Below are 19,026 nucleotides of genomic sequence, written 5' to 3' on the forward strand. Positions count from 1 at the left end.
ATATATGCAAGAACCAATTGTTTTAGATCATATTAAAATTCCTAATGCTCGTGATTTAGGAGGCTATCTAGGTGCAGATGGTCGAAAAATTCTAAAAAAACGTTTATTGCGAACAGGAAAGATAATTGATTTATCTAATGATGATAAAAAGTTTTTAATTAATTATGGAGTGAAGACGGTGATTGATTTACGTACGCCGTCTGAATATAATGTCAACCCTGATACTCCAATTGAAGGTGTAGAGGATGTACATATTCCAGTCCATAGGGATGCAAAATTAGATACAAAATTAATAGCTATGAGACAGACTTATGATAAGATTCAATATGCAGGATTTAAGTCTATGTGCTACCAATATCGTCGTAGCATCACGGAACCTTTTTCGCAAAATGCGTTTAAAAAGATATTAGAGACTTTGGCCTCCCAAAAAGATGGTGCGACTATTTTTCATTGCTCTGAAGGAAAAGATCGAACAGGATTAACTACTGTTTTTATTCTATATTTGTTAGGTGTTAACTGGGAGACAATTAGACAGGATTATTTATATTCTAATTTTACGTTGAGAGACTATCAGGCTGCTATGGATAAAAAAATTATAGCTGAGGGTGGTAATGATATTTTACGTTCTAATATTAGATCACTAGCCGGTGTAGCCAATGAATATTTAGATACGGCTTTATTAACCATTAAACAAGAATATGACGGAATAGACAATTTTATTCATAATCAATTAGGATTAGATCAAGAATTTATTCAAGAATTTCGCAATTTATATTTAGAAGTAAAATAAAAGATTCTTCAATTAATTTTGAAGAATCTTTTTTTTAGCTTAAGGTTTGACTGATACCAAAGATGCTCTTGAACATACCATTTGATATCAAAGGCGTACTATAAATAATAAATCTGAGGAATGGTGCATCGATTGTTTGCTGGATAAACCATGGATTTTCGAAAAATTCAAACATAGATAGTATGATATATACAAAGAAATATGCCGCAAAAAATGAAATACAAGCTCCTAATATACTATCTAGTAATCCTATCAAATGATGTTTACTATGTTCTCTCTTTGGGAGTCGTTTTTTGATAAATCTTTTGATTATTTTACCAATGAATAAGATAATGAAGAATCCGATGAAATGATATAAGATTAAATCAGAACTATTATTCGTTGAGTTAAGATTGGGTGTTTTATTGGAAAACTCCATAAAAAGCCAATCTCCTAGTGGATTTTGAAATATGACTGCTATAGAAAAAATGATGGCAGAAAAAACCAAGTTAATAATGCGTTGTGCGAAGCCAATCTGAAATCCTTTCTTGGTTTGATAGATTAAATATGCTAATACTAGTAATAATATAATCATAAGCTTGTATCAACCTCCTTTAGTGATATTAGAACATATTTTAATGATTTATGCAAAAAGTTTCATAGGTAAAATGGTATGTATTATGTTGCCCTAAAGCCTAAATTGCGGTAAATTATAAGTTGTGTAACAGTAGTTTCGTTGGGGTGAAAAATGAATTCAGACATATTTAAAGAATTACTATTAAAGCAAGGTATAGAGCTTAGTGCTAGGCAACAAGAACAGTTTAGGACATATTATCATCAATTAATTGTTGCTAATGAAAAAACAAATCTTACACGAATTACTGAAGAAGACGAGGTGTATTTGAAACATTTTTATGATAGTTTGACACCAATTATCAAATTCAGAGAAATGATATCCAATGCTGAATCTTTATGTGATGTTGGTGCTGGTGCTGGCTTTCCTTCTGTACCTATCAAAATAATATATCCTGATATAAAATTAACCATTATTGATTCTTTAGGCAAGCGTCTTACTTTTTTGGATAAATTAGTTAAGCAATTAGGCTTAGATAATATTACTTTAGTTCATAGTCGTGCTGAAGATGCAGGTAGAAATATCAAATTGCGGGAAAACTTTGATGTAGTTACAGCCAGAGCAGTAGCAAGAATGAGTGTTTTAAGTGAATATTGTTTGCCTTTAGTTAAGGTTGGAGGCTATTTTGTTGCTTTGAAGGGACCTAAGCTATCAGATGAGTTATTTGAAGCACAAAATGCTTTAACAATATTAGGTGGTAAGATAGAAAAAACATGTGAGTTTACTTTACCAGATAGTATGGATGATAGAACACTAGTAGCTGTTAAAAAAATCAAAAAAGTGTCTAATAAGTATCCTAGACAAGCTGGTATACCTAATCGTAAACCCCTTTAATTTTTCGGAGGTAATTAATAATGTCATTATTTTTTAGTCACAAAGATAAGTTACCGGAAAATAAAAAAATAAAAGATATTGATTTGGATAATATTGTTCCTAATCGTTATCAGCCTAGAAGAGCATTCAATGATGAAACGATAGCACAGTTGGCCCAAACTATTCAGGAACAAGGATTATTACAACCAATTGTTGTCAGACACATATTAGATTCTGATAAATATGAAATTATTGCCGGTGAACGTCGATATCGTGCAGTTAAGCTGCTTAAATGGGCTACAATTCCAGCTATTGTCAATTCAATGGCTGATGAACAGGTTGCTTCTTTAGCTTTGATTGAGAATTTACAACGTGAAAATCTTAATCCGATTGATGAAGCAAAAGCATATGCACAATTGATGAAAATTAATAACCTTACTCAGGAGCAATTGGCACATCAGGTTGGTAGGACACAGTCATATATTGCTAATAAGATCCGATTATTAAAGCTTACTCCTAAGGTACAAAGTTTTTTAGTTGCTCAAAAAATCACACCACGTCACGGTCGTGCTTTACTTACATTATCTGCATCTGATCAAGATAGGGCAGTAAGTGAGATAGTAAAAAAAGATTTAACTGTTAAAGAAACAGAGAATATGGCTCAAGATATTGATCGTTATTTTAGTAATATGGGTCAAGAAGGTGCAACTAAGGCGAAAGCTTCAAGAAAAGTTACTGTAAAAACAGGTAGTGATTTTACAGTACAAATTAATACTATTAAGCAGGCTATAAAGATGGTTAAAGATTCAGGTATGATAGTCAAACAGCATGAAAATAAATCAAAAGATTCATATAAAATTACAATTGAAATATTAAAAGGGGAGTAGTTATGGCACAAGTAATCTCAATAGCCAATCAAAAAGGTGGCGTTGGTAAAACTACAACGACAATTAATTTGGGAGCTAGTATTGCTATTCGTGGTTATAAAGTATTAATTATTGATACTGATCCTCAAGGTAATGCCACTTCTGGACTGGGTATAGAAAAGTCATCTGTTGATCAAGATGTTTATAATGTGTTAATTGATGAAATATCCATGTCCAAAACAATACATCATACTTCAACTCCAAATTTAGACATAGTACCTGCAACTATTCAATTAGCAGGTGCTGAAATAGAATTAACATCATTGATGGCTAGAGAAACTAGACTTAAACAAGGAATAGATGAAATTAGTGATCAATATGATTTTATTCTTATTGATTGTCCACCTTCTTTAGGACAACTCTCAATAAATGCTTTTACTGCTTCGGATTCGATTTTGATTCCCGTACAAAGTGAATATTATGCTATGGAGGGATTAAGTCAGCTACTTAATACTATTAGATTAGTTCAAAAGCATTTCAACAAAAATCTTGGTGTCGAAGGCGTTTTATTAACGATGTTGGATGCTCGGACTAATTTAGGTGCAGATGTAGTAAAAGAAGTTAAAGAATATTTCAATAAAAAAGTGTATAAAACTATTATTCCAAGGATTACTAAATTAGCAGAAGCACCAAGTTTTGGAAAACCAATTACAGAATATGCACCCAAATCTAGAGGTGCTCAAGTTTATGATTCATTGGCTAAGGAGGTGTTAAAATCTCATGGAAAAAAGATCTAAAGGTTTTAAGAGCTTAGGTAGAGGATTAGAAGCACTTTTTGATGATGGCCCAAAAATAAAAGACGGTGAGGAGATTAGGGACATAAAATTAGACGATATTCGACCTAATCCTTACCAACCTAGAAAAAATTTTGATGATAAGGGATTACAAGAACTAGCTGAATCAATAAAAGAAAATGGCGTTTTTCAACCAATTATTGTGAGAAAATCTGTTGAAGGATATGAATTAATTGCGGGTGAGAGGCGGTTCCGTGCTTCTAAAATAGCTGGTAAAGAAACGATACCAGGCATCGTTCGTGATTTTGATGAAGCAAAAATGATGGAAGTTGCTATTTTGGAAAATTTGCAACGTGAAGATTTAACGCCTCTAGAAGAAGCACAAGCGTACGAAACACTTCAGAAAAATCTGGGATTAACACAAGAAGATGTCTCTAAACGTTTAGGTAAGTCACGACCATATATTGCAAACTATTTACGTTTGTTAACATTGCCTCCCAAAACTAAAAGACTACTACAATATGGTAAGTTATCAATGGGGCAAGCACGTACACTTTTAGGCTTAAAAGATAAAAGTCAGATTGATAGTTTGGCTAAAAAGGTAGCTGATGAAGGCACAACAGTTCGCAGATTAGAGTTACTAGTTAATAAGATTAATACTAAAAGTCAAGAAAAATCTAGAAAAGTTACTAATAAGTCGAAATTCATTGCTGCCAGTGAAAATAAGCTTTCGGATAAATTTGGCACAAAAGTTAACATTAGTTCCAGCAATCGAGGAAATGGTCATCTATCTATTAGCTTTAAATCAACGGAAGAATTAAATCGTATCTTAGATGTATTAGGTATTGATTTAGATAAAGAATAGTGGGAGTGATTTTAATGTATCAGTTAGCTGATGTGGTTCAAATGAAAAAACCACATGCTTGTGGTGAAAATCAATGGGAAGTTTTGCGAATTGGTGCAGATATCAGAATAAAATGTCTCGGATGTGGTCATCTAATTATGATGTCACGTGCTGATTTTAATAAAAAACATAAAAAAGTTTTGCGTACAGCCAAAGATCCAGTTAATTTAAAATCTGAATTTTATGTACCAAAAGATAAAATTATTATTCCAAATATAAATAACTAAGGGGAGAAAAAAATGTCATTAACTGCAGGTATTGTAGGATTACCTAATGTGGGTAAATCAACTTTGTTTAATGCTATTACTAAAGCGGGTGCCGAAATGGCCAATTATCCATTTGCTACTATTGAGCCAAATGTGGGGATGGTCGAAGTTCCAGATAAACGTTTAGCTAGAATTCAGGAATTAATCCCAGCTAAAAAAGTGGTGCACACTACTTTTGAATTTACAGATATAGCTGGATTAGTAAAAGGAGCTTCAAAAGGCGAAGGTCTAGGTAATAAATTCTTAGAAAATATTAGACAAACGGATGCAATAGTACATGTAGTTAGGGCATTTGAAGATGATAATATTACTTCCGTCACTGGTAAAGTTGATCCTGAAGAAGATATTAATACAATTAACTTGGAATTAGCTATTGCCGATTTAGATGCTGTTAATCGTCGTATTGCCAAAGTTCAAAAAGTTGCACAACAAGGAGATAAAGCAGCTAAAGCTGAAATGGCTGTCTTAGAAAAATTAAAACCTGTACTTGAGGAAGGAAATGCTGCACGTTCTATTGAATTTAATGATGACGAGCAACAAATTGTTAAAGGGTTATTTTTGTTAACGACTAAACCAGTAATTTATGTAGCAAATATTGCAGAATCATCCATGGCGGATCCAGAATCAGATAGTTTATATCAAATAGTTAAAAAGCATGCAGAATCAGAAAATGCAGAAGCTTTAGGTATTAGTGCTGCTACTGAAGAGGAAATAGCATCTATGGATGAGAGTGATAGACAGGAGTTTTTGGAAGCAGAAGGTGTCGAAGAATCTGGGCTGGATCGCTTAATTAAGGCGGCATACCATATTTTGGGATTGCGTACATTTTTTACTGCTGGTGGCACAGAAACTAGAGCTTGGACTTTTCGTGATGGTATGAAAGCTCCGCAAGTTGCTGGAGTTATCCATTCTGATTTTGAACGAGGCTTTATCCGTGCTGAGGTAGTTTCTTATGATGATTTAGATAAATTTGAAACTATGCAAAAAGTCAAAGAAGCTGGCAAATTACGACTTGAAGGTAAAGATTACTTAGTTCAAGATGGAGACATTATAGAATTTAGATTTAATGTATAAAGGAGAAAAACATGAGTTTAGAGGAAAAAAATGCTGAAACAATTAAGGCACAAAAACTCCATTTGCAAAAGCAGGCAATGCAAATTAATAAAGTTAATGATATAGAGCATGCTAGTGCAGATGATCTATATGAATTACTTAGTAATAAAAATAGAGACTATGTTTTTAAGTTAAAAAAGCAACTAGCAGATCAAGGAAAGCAAACAGAAGAACAAGTTGCTATTCTGATCGATAAATTATTACCAGAAATAGTTGTTGCTCAAAAAAAAGGAGTAACGGCAGTCAATTATTATGGAAAATCTCCTATTGAAAAAGCATATGAATTGCTACATCCAGTAGAAAAGCCTAAAGAAACTTCATTTACTATGTTAGTGTTAGATAATATTCTCTTATATTTAACTTGCTTTTTGGGCATGTTTGGTTTGATCCAAATGTTTTCTAACCAAAAAAATAATAGTCAAAATATGGGGATTATTACTATTATGAGTGTTGGTATCATCTTTGGTATTTTAATGGCCTATTATAATCGAATGTTAGCTATGGATAAAAAAGACCGACCAGCTGTATGGAAATTAATAGCATATGGTATTGTCATGTTGGTAGGTGTGTATGTATGGATAGCTATTGTATCTGTTGTGCCAATTTTTAGACCAATTAATATTGTTTTGCCAGCTGTAGTTAATGTTAGTATGGGTGTTATTGCATTTGTTTTGCGAATGTATCTTAAGAAAAAATATAATATAATTGATCCATTAAGAGCAAAGCAATTATCTAAATATAATAAATAAAAAATAATCAAGGACACATGATTGTGTCCTTGATTATTATAAATTTTAAAAGTTAAATGATTTGAGCTCCTAAGCAAGTTTTAAAGTGATTTAGTGCCCACAAGTGTCCCTCTGGTGAGAAAGATCCTACTGCATTTTTATGAATAACAAGATTATAATTTAAGTTATAAGCATCAACCGCAGTATGTAGAACACAAATATCGGTGCACACTCCTGTCAAATGTAAAGTGGTGATATTTCTTTCCCTTAAAAAAAGGTCTAGAGATGTGCCACAAAATGATGAGTAGTGACTTTTGTCAATCACTTCTACGCTATTACTATCTTTGTTGGTTTGGTACCAGTTTTCTAGTTTTCCATAAAATTGTCTTCCCCAAGTATTAGCTAAATTGTGTGGTGGAAATAACTTACTTTCTACAGTATATGGATCATTTTTGATATGCAGATCTGTTGGAAGAATGATAAAGTCGCCCTGTTGCAAAAACTGATTAGCTAATGAAACAATTTCATTTTCTAAAATTTGCCCAGGTTGTTTGCAACTTAACGCCCCATGATCATCTATGAAATCATTGGTATAATCTATGATTAACAAAGCCTGTTTGCTCATTGAAAACTCCTTAATTTAATATGTATTTACAATCATTATATTTATATTTCCCAAAAAATACTAGCTTTTAGGAGGAATATGTATGAAAATTATGATAACAGGATTTAACCCATTTAATGGAGAAAAAGTTAATCCAGCTCAAGAAGTATTAAAATTTTTACCTGATACCATAAGGGGACATCGTCTTGTCAAATTAAATGTAGAGACAAGTTTTGAAAAGGCTGCATCTCAAGTTTATGATGCGTTACTTGCTGAAATGCCAGATTACTGTATTAATATCGGGCAAGCAGGTGGTAGAAGTGGTATTACACCTGAAAAAATTGCTATTAATTGGGTGGATGCTTCTATTGCTGATAACACGAATTATCAACCTAAAGGTCAAAAAATTGTTGCAAAGGGTATGGATGGTTATTTTACGCAACTACCTATTAATGCAATTGTCAAAAATATTCGAAATTCTGGTCTTCCTGCTAAAGTGTCAAATACTGCTGGTACATATGTTTGCAATTATTTATTTTATAAAGTTCAATACTGGCGTAATACAGAATTTCCTAATCTTAAAGGTGGTTTTATACATATTCCTTATTTACCTTCTCAAGTTTTACAAAGTAATCAACCTTCTATGTCATTAAACGATATAACTAATGCAATGATGATTATGCTGAAAACAGTTATTGATTACGACGGTTTGAAAGATATAACAAGTTTATATGATTAATAAGATGCAATTATTTGTTAGAAATGTGATGGATTATGGAAGAAAAAAGAAGATTATCTAGAGTTGAAATAAATCATCAAAGAGAAAAGAAAAAAAGAGTTTACAGATGGATCAAATATATTATCGGAATAATATTTTTGTTTGCTTGTATTTATGTTACTGCAGTTTATTTAAAAACTAAAAATGCTTTTGACAAGACATATGATCCTCAAAATTCTGTTACGCAAGCAGGTTTTAGTAGTAAAAAAAAGTTTGCTGTACTTTTACTCGGGACAGATACTGGTGCTTTAGGACGTCATGAGAAACGTGGCAACACAGATACTATAATTGTTGCAACTGTCAATCCCAATGATAAAAAAGTATCTTTAATGTCGATTCCGAGGGATACTATGGCGGAAATGATTGGTAGTCCCAGATTTAGTGTTCATAAAATTAATGCCGCTTATAATATCGGGGGTCCAAAAATGGCTATGGAGACAGTAAGTAAGTTACTTAATGTACCTTTGAAATATTATATTACTATCAATATGGGTGGTATGACCAAATTAGTAGATGGAGTTGGCGGTGTTGATGTAGTTCCGCCTTTAACATTTACCTATGATGGTTGCTCTTTTACTAAGGGTGTTAAAACACATTTAGATGGTAAAAAAGCATTAGCATATGCACGTATGCGGTATGATGATCCCCGAGGAGATTATGGTAGGCAATTGCGACAAAGACAGGTAATTATGTCGATTTTGAAACATTCGATTTCTTTTGATACAGTGAAAAATTTAGATGAAGTTTTAAACACTGCATCAAATAGTATCAAAACTAATATTCGCTTTGATTCTTTTATTAGTATTTTTAAAAATTATCGTGATTGCTCTAACAATATGTCAAATGATTATTTGCATGGCAATGGTGCAATGATAGGTGATGCTTCATATCAAGTGATGAGCAATAAAGAATTGAATAGAGTATCAAAAATTTTACGTGAACAATTAGGATTAGAATATGTTGAGTTAGATAATAATGAAACGTATCAAAATAGCAAGAATAAGCAATTTGATTGGTTAAGTGGTAATCAAAATCAGCCTTATTATATCTATGAACCTAATAGTAATAAATTATGGCATGGGTGATAGTAATGTATAATTTAATAGCACTTATTGTAGGTTATCTATTTGGTAATATTTTATGTGCATTTATTGTTTGTAAAATTAAATTTGGTATGAATCCTACTCAAATCGGATCACATAATCCAGGTACTGCTAATGTTGGTAGTATTTTTGGCAAGAAATGGGGTCTGTTGACATGTGTAGGTGATATAGTTAAAGCGATCTTGGCATTGATATTAGTTCTAATTGTTTGTCCTATGCATATTTCTCTTGCTTATTGTGGCTTGGGATTGATGCTAGGTCATGCTTTTCCTTTTTGGAATAAATTTAATGGTGGAAAATGTGTAGCAGTATCATTGCCAATTGTAATATTTTTTGATTGGCAATGGGGAATTTTTTGTATCATCATTGAATTGTTATTGATGATAATTTTAAAGAATTTAGCTGTTTCACCTGTAATTAGTTTATTAATTTATAGTATTGCAATGTTTGTGATATATAGTAACTGTGCAGGTATATTATTTCTCATTGGTTGGTGTGTAATGTTATATAAATTTAGAAATGACTTGGTTGCATATTGCAAAGGAGAAGGAAAAAGGACAGACATCCTATTTTTATTTAAGCGAGTATTAAAACATAAATAAGTTGACAAATAGTTAATTCTAAATTATTATCTAGCTAAGCAAGTAGTGTATAGATTCAGTGTTCAGAGAGCTAGTGGTTGGTGTGAGCTAGGCAGGTCTATATAACGAAATACAGATGGAGTAGTTGCCTTATTGACTGTAAAGACGCTGCAAGCGTGAATACGGGTGGTACCGTGGTTAAAGTTGATTTAATCGCCCCTGATCTAATTTGTTGGATCAGGGGCTTTTTTGGAGGAAAAAATGGATATTTTAGAAGATTTAAAATGGCGTGGAGCTATTAATCAGCAAACAGATGAGCAAGGGTTGAGGGAATATTTACAACAGCATAAGGATTTAACTCTATATTGTGGAACAGATCCTACAGGTGATTCGCTTCATATAGGACACTTGATACCCTTTATGATCTTGAAACGTTTTCAAATGGCAGGATACCATCCGATTATTTTGATTGGCGGAGCTACTGGAGCTATTGGTGATCCGTCAGGTAGAAAGACTGAGCGTGTTTTACAAAGTGAAGAACAAGTAAGACATAATGAAAAATGTTTAACATCTCAAATGGAAAAATTGTTTGGCACTGAAAATTTTGAAATTGTCAATAATGCTAGTTGGTTGAGCAAGTTAACTTTATTAGATTTTTTACGTGATTATGGTAAGTTATTCCAAGTGAATACTATGCTAAATAAAGATATTGTTGCAAGTCGCTTGGCCACTGGCATTTCATATACTGAATTTACATATCAAATAATGCAGGCTATAGATTTTTATTATTTGAATAAAAATAAAAATGTTACTTTGCAGATTGGTGGTGGAGATCAGTGGGGTAATATTACAGGCGGAATAGATTTAATTCACCGTATAGAAGGGGCTGATCATCCAGCATTTGGATTAACTATACCATTAATGCTAAAAAGTGACGGGACAAAATTTGGTAAATCTGCTGGTGGAGCTATCTGGCTTGATCCTGAAAAAACCAGTCCGTACGAATTTTACCAATTTTGGATTAATCAAGATGATCGTGATGTCATTAAATATTTGAAATATTTCACATTTTTATCTCATCAAGAAATAGAAGATTTAGCCATTAGCGTAGAAAAAGAACCGTGGAAACGATTAGCACAGCGAAAATTAGCGGAAGAAGTTACAAAATTTGTACATGGTGAAGCTGGATTGAGGGATGCTCAATTTATTACTAATGCTCTATTTGAAGGCAATATCATGGAATTGTCGGTTAAACAAATTGAACAAGGATTTAAAAATGCTCCTTACGTTGAAATTTCCAAAGAATCTAAAAATTTGGTCGATCTTTTAGTAGAAACTGGAATTGAAAAATCTAAGCGACAAGCTCGTGAAGATATTAATAATGGTGCTATTTATGTAAATGGATCTCGCCAAAATGATTGCGATTTTTTGGTAGATGTGCCTAACAGTTTTGAAGGTAAATTTGTGATTATTCGTCGTGGTAAGAAAAAATATACTTTATTAAAAACAAAATAGTAAAAAAGACATGCGTTTTAAGCGTATGTCTTTTTATTTATGCTAATATTAAATATATGCTGTTTTAGCTCAGTAGGTAGAGCACCGCCGTGGTAAGGAGGAGGTCCTCAGTTCAAATCTGAGAAACAGCTTATTGGCTAATTTTATTTTGTAAAAGATATATTAACTATAGTGTAATATAATGATGATGAGCTAATATTTAAAGAGGTTATACTTGTGATTTATACGATTACTTTGAATGATGATAAAAATAATACTTGTTGTGGAACTTATGTATCATTATTGCTTAAGAAAAAAGATATCGAGTCAATTGCGTTAGGAATTATTCCTAATGATTATCAAAAAGCAGAAAAATTATTGGATGATGCAGATATTAAACATGATTTTATAAAAATTGATGCCACTCAATTAGATCTTTTTGGAGAAGATAAACAAGTTGCAATTAGTGCACAACAAAAATTATTAGATAATTTAAAGTGCCTAAACAAGGGCGATATTTTAGTTATATGTGGTAGTTTTGCTAAAGGAATATCACCTGTTTATTTATCCGATATGGCTGCTATTGCACATAAAAAAGGAGCATACTTGGTTGTATCTGTACCATATGCAACTGTCATGGATATTTTACCTTTGCAACCATTTTTAATTCAGTTGACGGGTCAAGATATAAAGAACATTTTTGATAAAGTAGCAGGCAGGCAATTACTATATCAATCAGCTCACTATATGGTAGCGAAAGGGGCCAGTCATGTTTTATGTACGTTGGATAAGCAACATATAGCCGTAATTAATATGACACAAGGTTTTGTGGCTGAAGTGCCAGATGTTAAAAAGGTTTCAGGAGTAGGATGTCAAGAATCCTTATTAGCGACCTTTTTAACAGGTATTTTAAAGAATCATATGACTATTACTAATTTAGCCAATAGTGTAGCTGCATATGCTGATTCTTTACAAAAAGATGGGTTGACGGACTATAGCAATAATTTAGCTCTTCAGAGAAAAGTTATTGCTCAAAAAATTATGTTTGATGATTAAAAAAATAATGCTAATTTATCAAAATTAGCATTATTTTTATTTTTGCTTTCTAATATCGAAAGCTGATTTGACAATATTTTGTGGAATAGCTAAAGTATCATGTTGACCAAATTCGTCATATATTGCATGCCAACTGCATGTGTAATCGTTACTAAAAACAAAATCTGCTGCTAAATCTATCCGAACAATTTTATTAGTATGTTTATTTATGATATAAACAAAATTGATCCTAGTTGGTTCAGAAACCTTTACTGCCCTAGCTAAATTCATATTTTGTGAACCAGGTGTATTTAAAGCGTCGATAACTAAATTGTTAACTGATCTCCAAGCAGAAGTATCCGTCTTTGAATAAGTGAAGATGTAGTTACCATTGCTAATTTTGATTTTAGCTTTATTGGTCATCACTTTGTTTAAATTGGAGAAATTTTTGGCATTAAAGCGGTTAAATATTTGATCAGGACTAAATTTATCGTTAGTGTTAGTATTTTTAATCCATTTTCCTTTGTTTTGAGGTAGCAGTATGTATACCATATTATTATTTAGCCAAAATTGTTCACTATTAACCTTATTTCCTTGATTTAATGAATATTTTATATTGACTAGATCAGGTTTAAATAAAGCCGTCATTGAACTATCCTGTTTCATTTTTTTAGATTGAACTGTTTCTATAAAATGTCCACTGTTAAATGATTGATTAAAAGCATGTTTTAATGTGGTCGTAGCTACTGTTCGTATATTGTCGTTGCTTGCTTGGTTGTCAATTGCTTTTTTGGCACATCCTGAAGTCATACAACAAACTAACATTAATGTAAATAAAAGTGTGTGTCTTTTATTCATTGTAAACCCTCCGATATATTATAGATTCGATGTAATAATTTTACTCTTATTATTTTTGAAATGTAATCTATCTTTTTTTAAAGATGATATGTAAAAAATTTTTCAAACGTCTCCATTTCCATTGGTAATCTTTGGTAGGTTGTGTTACCTCGACGCAACCAATGTAGTCACCGCTTTCATTGTGTAAACTGTAAAAAGATACATTGATTGGTTGATTTTTGGACCAACGTTTGGACCAAAGATTAATTGAGAGACTTTTTCTTTCGTTATTATGCATTTGTTCGAGCACCCGCTTAACGTGAGGTTTAGATTTTTCTGCGTGTACATCTAAAACATTTTTACCTAGGTTTGCGGTTGTTCTTTCAAATAATCGACCTTCATTCATTGAAGACCAAACGATAGTATCATTTTCGTCGACTACGTCAAATTCCTGTGGAATAGTTTTAAAAATAGCATCCAATTGTTCTAATGTTAATGAACCTCCAGACAAATTTATTTTGTTATTTGGCATCTAAATAAAACTCCCTTTCATGACTGACTAATGAATATTGTAACATGATATTTATCAATAATTAAAATATTAACTATTAGGAACATATTTGGGTTACTTTTATTACAATAATTTTCTTTAAGCTATTAATTTATCTAATAAGTGTGTAAAATAGACATTGAATGATAATTTTAAAAGGAGATAATTTAATGTCTAAATTAGTTTTAATTCGTCATGGACAAAGTCAATGGAACCTATCAAACCAATTTACTGGTTGGGTAGATGTTAATCTTTCAGATAAAGGTGTTGAGGAAGCTAAAAAAGCTGGACGTTTGATTAAAGAACACGGTTTACAATTTGATCAAGCATATACTTCTGTATTAACACGTGCTATCAAAACTTTGCACTTTGCATTGGAAGAAAGTGGCCAACTTTGGATTCCTGAAACTAAGTCTTGGAGATTAAACGAACGTCATTATGGTGCTCTTCAAGGTTTAAATAAGAAAGATACTGCAGATAAGTATGGTGATGAACAAGTTCATATTTGGCGTAGATCTTATGACGTTTTGCCACCTGTTATTGAAGATGACTCTGAATATAGCCAAGCACATGATCGTCGTTACGCTCACTTAGATCCACATATTGTTCCTAAGGCAGAAAACCTTAAGGTATGTTTGGAAAGAGTTATGCCATTCTGGGAAGATCATATTGCTCCAGATTTACGTTCTGGTAAAAATGTTATTATTGCAGCACATGGTAATTCACTTCGTGCCTTAACTAAGTATATTGAAAATATTTCAGATGAAGATATTATGGGCTTGGAAATGAAGACTGGTGAACCAGTTGTTTATACATTTGATAATGAATTAAATGTAGTTGACAAAGAAAAGCTTGATGACTAATTATATAGTTATTAAAAAGGTACTGACTTTAAAAGTCGGTACCTTTTATTTTTTGAGGATCTTGTAATGAATTATTGTTGATATAACTTTGAAATTCTGAATAAAGTGGTTGAAATAATTGCACATCTCCCAACGACTTGATCATTGTTTTAGGGAAAAAGAAACGTTCATCACCTTGTACAGTGCCATTTAATGCTTTTACTAGGGGACTTAGTTCTGAAAGTTCGACTAAGGTACCATCATTTTCCATAATTTCTATCGGACTATGTGCATTTTTCCCTGTAGGTTTATAAGCATCATAAGGTTCATCAAAAGCAGAATTAGTAGCAGTATAGTATTGTGGATCAAATCCTGCATTTTTAATGAGCTCATTTAATTTAGGTATGAGGTACTTAGTTTGATTGTTAACTTTAACACTTTCAAGGGGATGCCTGTATAAGTAACTTCCTGCTAAATCTGCTAAAATTTTGTCTCCTGATTTAGTCCAAAGCATAAAATTAGTTTCCATTACGCCATCATCTAAGGCTAAATAATCTTCAAGACTCCATTTATTGGCCAAAAAAGCTTCCAATTGAGGAGTTACAGTGAAATCTTTGATATCATTTCTTTGATAAATTTCTTGTGCACGTTGTAATAAATGATGCAAAATGACTTCCATTGAACGACCTATTCGATGGAAGTAAACTTGTTGATACATTTGATAGCGACTGATAATATAATCTTCTACTGCATGGATCCCTTTATCTAAAAAACAGATGCCATTCTTATAAGGTCTAATAACATCCAATATTCGAGTTAAATCAAAGGCACCATATGATACGCCTGTAAAATATGCATCGCGCAGTAAATAATCCATTCTGTCGGCATCAGCCTGACTAGATATTAACTTAACTACTTGTGGATTGGGATAAGTTTTGGCAATTACACTTGCAACTTTTTGTGGAAAATCTGGTGACACTTGTTTTAAAATTTTGTTTATTTGTGTATTTTCATCCAGAATTATTTTTTGCCCCATTAATTCATGATTAGTATTAAATAAATGCTCGAAAGTATGCGAATATGGACCATGTCCTAAATCATGTAATAATGCTGCACACTCTACGAGCAAATTATTACTAGGATCCCATAATCCATCATCACTTTGCTGAGTAGCATATTTTTGAGTGAAAATATTACATATTCTTCTAGTTAGTTCATAGACGCCTAAATTATGCTCAAATCTGGTATGTGTAGCACCAAAGAAAACAAATGAGGTGGGACCTAATTGCTTGATGCGACGTAATCGCTGAAATTCAGGAGTGTTGACTAAATTAAAAATTATTGGATTCTTAATATGAATATATGTATGTACGGGATCACGAAGTACTTGTTCGTGAAAATTGTTTATGTTATTAATATCTCTCATCATGTTCATCTTTTAAAAAAATTCAATGTTAAAAACTAAAATGTGTCTATTCTAAATTACGAGCATATTGTAACATATTATAGTAAGAACCATGATTATTTAAATCAATTTATCTAAAATTAGTTAGAAGGGAGCAGTTATGAAAAAAGTTAAAGTTGAAATAACTAGTATTATCAAGCAAGAAGGGCAAGTTGAGCATTTTAAATGTACTGGTTGTGGTACATTGAGCTGTGACAATGATACTTATCGAATTGAATATATGGAAAAAAATCAATCAGCTGAGATTCCAGTAAAATTACTTTATAAAACTGATGAGTTAATTATGCAACGTGGTACTATTGAAAATAATAATTACAATATGATGAAATTTATGGCTAATGAAAAGAAAAATTGCCGATTAATTGCCGCAGGAAAAATTATGGATCTGACTAGTTTTACTAAAAGTATTAATTTTTTAAAGAAAAATGCAAATAATATCCAACTAAAAGTTGAATATCAACTATTTTCTGATATATACTTAATAGGTGACTATAAAATTAGCATTGATTGTTTTGAAGATACGCAAAGTTAGATGAAAGGACGTGTCATTAGTGGGATTAGATGATTTTAAAGACCAGAAAAGAGAAGAACTATCGATGATTGAAGTAGCTCGTGCTATTTTGCAAGATAGTGGTAAAAGAATGGCCTTTGCTGATATCGTTAATGCTGTTCAACAATTTTTGGGAAAGAGTGACGAAGAAATTCGTGACCGTTTGCCACAATTTTACACAGATTTGAATACTGATGGTGAGTTTATCTCGATGGGTGATAATGTATGGGCTTTAAGATCATGGTTCCCATATGAATCTGTAGATGAAGAAGTTAATCATCCTGAAGATGAGGAAGATTTACCACGCAAAAAGAATCATAGAAAAGTTAATGCCTTTATTGCTGATTCTGATAGTGATGATATTATTGATTATGATTCTGATGATCCAGAAGATGATGACTTATCATTGGATGAAACGGATGCTGATGATTATTCAGATGATAGCGATTTAGATGATGCTGACGATGATGATGAGCTTGATGATGGATTAGAAGGTCAATTATCTGAGTTACACAAAGATGATTTAGATTCTGATGATGAAAATTAAGTACTTGACGTATTGCTGATTAGCATTTACCATATAATACGGGCACTTTGTGCATATAGCTCCCATTAGGGGAGCTTTTTTATTGTGTATTGGAAAGGAATTATTGCATGACTAAGTATATTTTTGTAACTGGTGGCGTTGTATCATCTTTGGGAAAAGGTATTACCGCATCGAGTTTAGGACGTTTATTAAAAAATCGTGGTTTAAAGGTAACTATGCAAAAATTTGATCCATATATTAATATAGATCCAGGTACGATGAATCCATATCAACATGGTGAAGTTTATGTAACAGATGATGGAACTGAAGCTGATTTAGATTTGGGTCATTATGAACGATTAGTAGACGTAAGAACTAGCAAGTATTCAAATGTTACTACTGGTAAAATATACCAAGAAGTTTTAGAAAAAGAACGTCGTGGCGATTATCAAGGTGATACTGTACAAGTTATTCCGCATATAACAGATATGATCAAAAAGAAAATAATGCGTGCAGGGTTAACCACTGATTCTGATGTAGTTATTTCTGAAATTGGTGGTACTGTAGGTGATATAGAATCTACACCATTTATGGAAGCTATTAGACAAATGCGTCGTGAAGTTGGCGATGAAAATGTAATGTATATTCATTGTACTTTAGTTCCATTGCTACATGCAGCTCATGAAATGAAAACTAAGCCAACACAACATTCTGTAGCAACTTTACGTAGTATAGGTATTCAACCTAATATGTTAGTTTTACGTGCTGAACAATCTATCAAGCAGGAATTAAAGAATAAAATTTCTAACTTTACTGATGTTCCAGTGGAAAGAATTATGGAATCAATCGATGAACCATCTTTATTTGATGTGCCATTGTCTTTCCAAAAACAAGGTATGGATCAATTAGTATGTGATTATTTACATCTAGACAGTCCAAGAAAAACTGCGGATATGGAATCTTGGAAACGTTTAGATCAAAGAGCTAAGAATTTAGAGCATACTACAAAGATTACTTTAGTTGGTAAATATGTTGAGTTAGAAGATGCATACATTTCTGTAACAGAAGCTTTGCAACATGCAGGTTACTTATATAGTACTAAAATTGAGGTTGATAAAGTACAAGCAGAAAATATTACTGAAGATAATATTGCAGATATTATGCGTGGTTCTGAGGGATTAATTGTACCTGGTGGTTTTGGCACAAGAGGTCTTGAAGGAATGATTACTGCAATTAAGTATGTCAGAGAAAATGATATTCCATTTTTAGGAATATGTTTAGGAATGCAAATGGCCAGTGTAGAGTTTGCACGTAATGTTTTAAATATGAAGGGTGCAAATACTACTGAGGCAGATCCAAAAACCAAATACAATATAATCGATATTATGGCTGATAAACGAGACGTTGAAAATATTGGTGGTACTTTGCGTTTAGGTCTTTACCCTGCAACTTTGAAAAAGGGTACTAAAACTAGTGCTGCCTATGATGGCGAGTCAGTAATACAGGAACGTCATAGACATCGTTTTGAATTTAATAATGAGTATCGTCAAGCATTTGAAGATGCGGGCATGATATTTTCAGGTGTATCACCAGATAATAGATTAGTAGAAATTATTGAGATACCTCAAAATAGATTCTTTGTTGCAACACAATATCATCCTGAATTTTTGAGTAGACCACAGCGTCCAGAGGGCTTATTTAAGGCATTTATCGGTGCTGCAAGTGGTTTACCTATTTCAGAATTTAATTAGTAGATATATAAAATGCAAGAAGT

The 19,026-nt window shown here is 32.3% G+C and carries 22 protein-coding genes and 1 tRNA gene; 18 read left to right on the forward strand and 5 right to left on the reverse strand.

What is annotated here, in order from left to right; all coding sequences use genetic code 11:
* The first annotated feature begins 4 nt into the window (after positions 1 to 4).
* Positions 5 to 790 (forward strand): tyrosine-protein phosphatase, encoded by a 786-nt coding sequence (locus HMPREF0520_RS04545; RefSeq protein ID WP_006729737.1) that lies wholly within the window; start codon positions 5 to 7, stop codon positions 788 to 790.
* A gap of 34 nt (positions 791 to 824) precedes the next feature.
* Here HMPREF0520_RS04545 and HMPREF0520_RS04550 read toward each other — a convergent pair whose 3' ends face one another.
* The gene (locus tag HMPREF0520_RS04550; RefSeq protein ID WP_006729738.1) at positions 825 to 1,364 is read right to left on the reverse strand and encodes a CvpA family protein; all 540 of its coding nucleotides are present in this window, start codon (positions 1,362 to 1,364) and stop codon (positions 825 to 827) included.
* Positions 1,365 to 1,517: 153 nt separating this feature from the next.
* Between HMPREF0520_RS04550 and rsmG the strand changes: the two genes are divergently transcribed.
* Genes rsmG through HMPREF0520_RS04585 form a run of 7 tightly spaced genes read left to right on the forward strand, consistent with a single transcriptional unit; the run spans position 1,518 to position 6,908 of the window.
* A complete protein-coding gene (gene rsmG, locus HMPREF0520_RS04555) occupies positions 1,518 to 2,237 on the forward strand; it encodes a 16S rRNA (guanine(527)-N(7))-methyltransferase RsmG (RefSeq protein WP_006729739.1) in 720 nt (239 codons plus the stop codon).
* Between the two features lie 20 nt (positions 2,238 to 2,257).
* Positions 2,258 to 3,103: a nucleoid occlusion protein gene (gene noc, locus HMPREF0520_RS04560; RefSeq protein WP_006729740.1), complete on the forward strand. Its 846-nt coding sequence runs from the start codon at positions 2,258 to 2,260 to the stop codon at positions 3,101 to 3,103.
* 2 nt (positions 3,104 to 3,105) lie between these two features.
* Complete coding sequence (locus HMPREF0520_RS04565) at positions 3,106 to 3,879, forward strand: ParA family protein (protein WP_006729741.1); 774 nt, start codon at positions 3,106 to 3,108, stop codon at positions 3,877 to 3,879.
* Positions 3,863 to 4,741: a ParB/RepB/Spo0J family partition protein gene (locus HMPREF0520_RS04570; RefSeq protein ID WP_006729742.1), complete on the forward strand. Its 879-nt coding sequence runs from the start codon at positions 3,863 to 3,865 to the stop codon at positions 4,739 to 4,741. Before HMPREF0520_RS04565 ends, HMPREF0520_RS04570 begins: the two co-directional genes overlap by 17 nt.
* 14 nt (positions 4,742 to 4,755) lie before the next feature.
* Positions 4,756 to 5,007, forward strand: coding sequence for a DUF951 domain-containing protein (locus tag HMPREF0520_RS04575; protein WP_006730260.1), 252 nt, complete (start codon positions 4,756 to 4,758; stop codon positions 5,005 to 5,007).
* 12 nt (positions 5,008 to 5,019) lie between these two features.
* Positions 5,020 to 6,120: a redox-regulated ATPase YchF gene (ychF, locus tag HMPREF0520_RS04580; RefSeq protein ID WP_006729744.1), complete on the forward strand. Its 1,101-nt coding sequence runs from the start codon at positions 5,020 to 5,022 to the stop codon at positions 6,118 to 6,120.
* 11 nt (positions 6,121 to 6,131) lie between these two features.
* Positions 6,132 to 6,908 (forward strand): DUF1129 family protein, encoded by a 777-nt coding sequence (locus HMPREF0520_RS04585; RefSeq protein WP_006729745.1) that lies wholly within the window; start codon positions 6,132 to 6,134, stop codon positions 6,906 to 6,908.
* Positions 6,909 to 6,960: 52 nt separating this feature from the next.
* Here HMPREF0520_RS04585 and HMPREF0520_RS04590 read toward each other — a convergent pair whose 3' ends face one another.
* Entirely contained in the window at positions 6,961 to 7,512 is a 552-nt protein-coding gene (locus HMPREF0520_RS04590; RefSeq protein ID WP_006729746.1) for a cysteine hydrolase family protein, read from the reverse strand.
* Between the two features lie 82 nt (positions 7,513 to 7,594).
* On the opposite strand from HMPREF0520_RS04590, the gene pcp reads away from it, so the two are divergent.
* From pcp to HMPREF0520_RS04620, 6 genes are all read left to right on the forward strand, one after another.
* Positions 7,595 to 8,230, forward strand: coding sequence for a pyroglutamyl-peptidase I (pcp, locus tag HMPREF0520_RS04595; protein WP_006729747.1), 636 nt, complete (start codon positions 7,595 to 7,597; stop codon positions 8,228 to 8,230).
* Positions 8,231 to 8,265: 35 nt separating this feature from the next.
* A complete protein-coding gene (locus HMPREF0520_RS04600) occupies positions 8,266 to 9,354 on the forward strand; it encodes an LCP family glycopolymer transferase (protein ID WP_006729748.1) in 1,089 nt (362 codons plus the stop codon).
* A gap of 5 nt (positions 9,355 to 9,359) precedes the next feature.
* Positions 9,360 to 9,974, forward strand: coding sequence for a glycerol-3-phosphate acyltransferase (locus HMPREF0520_RS04605; RefSeq protein WP_010222306.1), 615 nt, complete (start codon positions 9,360 to 9,362; stop codon positions 9,972 to 9,974).
* A gap of 240 nt (positions 9,975 to 10,214) precedes the next feature.
* Positions 10,215 to 11,468 (forward strand): tyrosine--tRNA ligase, encoded by a 1,254-nt coding sequence (tyrS, locus tag HMPREF0520_RS04610; protein WP_006729750.1) that lies wholly within the window; start codon positions 10,215 to 10,217, stop codon positions 11,466 to 11,468.
* Between the two features lie 58 nt (positions 11,469 to 11,526).
* A tRNA-Thr gene (locus HMPREF0520_RS04615) sits at positions 11,527 to 11,599 on the forward strand.
* Between the two features lie 85 nt (positions 11,600 to 11,684).
* Positions 11,685 to 12,503 carry a PfkB family carbohydrate kinase gene (locus HMPREF0520_RS04620; protein ID WP_006729751.1) on the forward strand — a complete coding sequence of 273 codons (819 nt, stop codon included), beginning with the start codon at positions 11,685 to 11,687 and terminating at the stop codon, positions 12,501 to 12,503.
* A 36-nt stretch (positions 12,504 to 12,539) separates the two neighbouring features.
* Here HMPREF0520_RS04620 and HMPREF0520_RS04625 read toward each other — a convergent pair whose 3' ends face one another.
* Complete coding sequence (locus tag HMPREF0520_RS04625; RefSeq protein WP_010222309.1) at positions 12,540 to 13,340, reverse strand: DUF6612 family protein; 801 nt, start codon at positions 13,338 to 13,340, stop codon at positions 12,540 to 12,542.
* A 67-nt stretch (positions 13,341 to 13,407) separates the two neighbouring features.
* Positions 13,408 to 13,851, reverse strand: a complete 444-nt coding sequence (locus HMPREF0520_RS04630; RefSeq protein WP_006729753.1) for a PAS domain-containing protein — start codon at positions 13,849 to 13,851, stop codon at positions 13,408 to 13,410.
* Positions 13,852 to 14,039: 188 nt separating this feature from the next.
* Here HMPREF0520_RS04630 and HMPREF0520_RS04635 point away from each other — a divergent pair, with 188 nt between their 5' ends.
* A complete protein-coding gene (locus HMPREF0520_RS04635) occupies positions 14,040 to 14,732 on the forward strand; it encodes a 2,3-diphosphoglycerate-dependent phosphoglycerate mutase (RefSeq protein WP_006730272.1) in 693 nt (230 codons plus the stop codon).
* Positions 14,733 to 14,760: 28 nt separating this feature from the next.
* Here the strand turns inward: HMPREF0520_RS04635 and HMPREF0520_RS04640 are convergent, their stop codons facing one another.
* Positions 14,761 to 16,137: an HD domain-containing protein gene (locus HMPREF0520_RS04640; protein ID WP_006732931.1), complete on the reverse strand. Its 1,377-nt coding sequence runs from the start codon at positions 16,135 to 16,137 to the stop codon at positions 14,761 to 14,763.
* 139 nt (positions 16,138 to 16,276) lie between these two features.
* On the opposite strand from HMPREF0520_RS04640, the gene HMPREF0520_RS04645 reads away from it, so the two are divergent.
* The 3 genes from HMPREF0520_RS04645 (at position 16,277) to pyrG (ending at position 19,003) form a co-directional block, all read left to right on the forward strand.
* A complete protein-coding gene (locus tag HMPREF0520_RS04645) occupies positions 16,277 to 16,708 on the forward strand; it encodes a YwiB family protein (RefSeq protein WP_006729756.1) in 432 nt (143 codons plus the stop codon).
* 19 nt (positions 16,709 to 16,727) lie between these two features.
* Positions 16,728 to 17,273: a DNA-directed RNA polymerase subunit delta gene (gene rpoE / locus HMPREF0520_RS04650; protein WP_006729757.1), complete on the forward strand. Its 546-nt coding sequence runs from the start codon at positions 16,728 to 16,730 to the stop codon at positions 17,271 to 17,273.
* A 107-nt stretch (positions 17,274 to 17,380) separates the two neighbouring features.
* A complete protein-coding gene (gene pyrG, locus HMPREF0520_RS04655; RefSeq protein ID WP_006729758.1) occupies positions 17,381 to 19,003 on the forward strand; it encodes a CTP synthase in 1,623 nt (540 codons plus the stop codon).
* Positions 19,004 to 19,026 lie beyond the last annotated feature (23 nt).

This window comes from Lactobacillus iners DSM 13335 (assembly GCF_000160875.1).
Lineage (GTDB): Bacteria > Bacillota > Bacilli > Lactobacillales > Lactobacillaceae > Lactobacillus > Lactobacillus iners.

Bases quoted from the DNA above. Each gene is read 5' to 3' on its own strand.
- HMPREF0520_RS04545 (WP_006729737.1), top strand. From the start codon at position 5: ATGCAAGAACCAATTGTTTTAGATCATATTAAAATTCCTAATGCTCGT.
- HMPREF0520_RS04550 (WP_006729738.1), bottom strand. From the start codon at position 1,364: ATGATTATATTATTACTAGTATTAGCATATTTAATCTATCAAACCAAG.
- rsmG (WP_006729739.1), top strand. From the start codon at position 1,518: ATGAATTCAGACATATTTAAAGAATTACTATTAAAGCAAGGTATAGAG.
- noc (WP_006729740.1), top strand. From the start codon at position 2,258: ATGTCATTATTTTTTAGTCACAAAGATAAGTTACCGGAAAATAAAAAA.
- HMPREF0520_RS04565 (WP_006729741.1), top strand. From the start codon at position 3,106: ATGGCACAAGTAATCTCAATAGCCAATCAAAAAGGTGGCGTTGGTAAA.
- HMPREF0520_RS04570 (WP_006729742.1), top strand. From the start codon at position 3,863: ATGGAAAAAAGATCTAAAGGTTTTAAGAGCTTAGGTAGAGGATTAGAA.
- HMPREF0520_RS04575 (WP_006730260.1), top strand. From the start codon at position 4,756: ATGTATCAGTTAGCTGATGTGGTTCAAATGAAAAAACCACATGCTTGT.
- ychF (WP_006729744.1), top strand. From the start codon at position 5,020: ATGTCATTAACTGCAGGTATTGTAGGATTACCTAATGTGGGTAAATCA.
- HMPREF0520_RS04585 (WP_006729745.1), top strand. From the start codon at position 6,132: ATGAGTTTAGAGGAAAAAAATGCTGAAACAATTAAGGCACAAAAACTC.
- HMPREF0520_RS04590 (WP_006729746.1), bottom strand. From the start codon at position 7,512: ATGAGCAAACAGGCTTTGTTAATCATAGATTATACCAATGATTTCATA.
- pcp (WP_006729747.1), top strand. From the start codon at position 7,595: ATGAAAATTATGATAACAGGATTTAACCCATTTAATGGAGAAAAAGTT.
- HMPREF0520_RS04600 (WP_006729748.1), top strand. From the start codon at position 8,266: ATGGAAGAAAAAAGAAGATTATCTAGAGTTGAAATAAATCATCAAAGA.
- HMPREF0520_RS04605 (WP_010222306.1), top strand. From the start codon at position 9,360: ATGTATAATTTAATAGCACTTATTGTAGGTTATCTATTTGGTAATATT.
- tyrS (WP_006729750.1), top strand. From the start codon at position 10,215: ATGGATATTTTAGAAGATTTAAAATGGCGTGGAGCTATTAATCAGCAA.
- HMPREF0520_RS04625 (WP_010222309.1), bottom strand. From the start codon at position 13,340: ATGAATAAAAGACACACACTTTTATTTACATTAATGTTAGTTTGTTGT.
- HMPREF0520_RS04630 (WP_006729753.1), bottom strand. From the start codon at position 13,851: ATGCCAAATAACAAAATAAATTTGTCTGGAGGTTCATTAACATTAGAA.
- HMPREF0520_RS04635 (WP_006730272.1), top strand. From the start codon at position 14,040: ATGTCTAAATTAGTTTTAATTCGTCATGGACAAAGTCAATGGAACCTA.
- HMPREF0520_RS04640 (WP_006732931.1), bottom strand. From the start codon at position 16,137: ATGAGAGATATTAATAACATAAACAATTTTCACGAACAAGTACTTCGT.
- HMPREF0520_RS04645 (WP_006729756.1), top strand. From the start codon at position 16,277: ATGAAAAAAGTTAAAGTTGAAATAACTAGTATTATCAAGCAAGAAGGG.
- pyrG (WP_006729758.1), top strand. From the start codon at position 17,381: ATGACTAAGTATATTTTTGTAACTGGTGGCGTTGTATCATCTTTGGGA.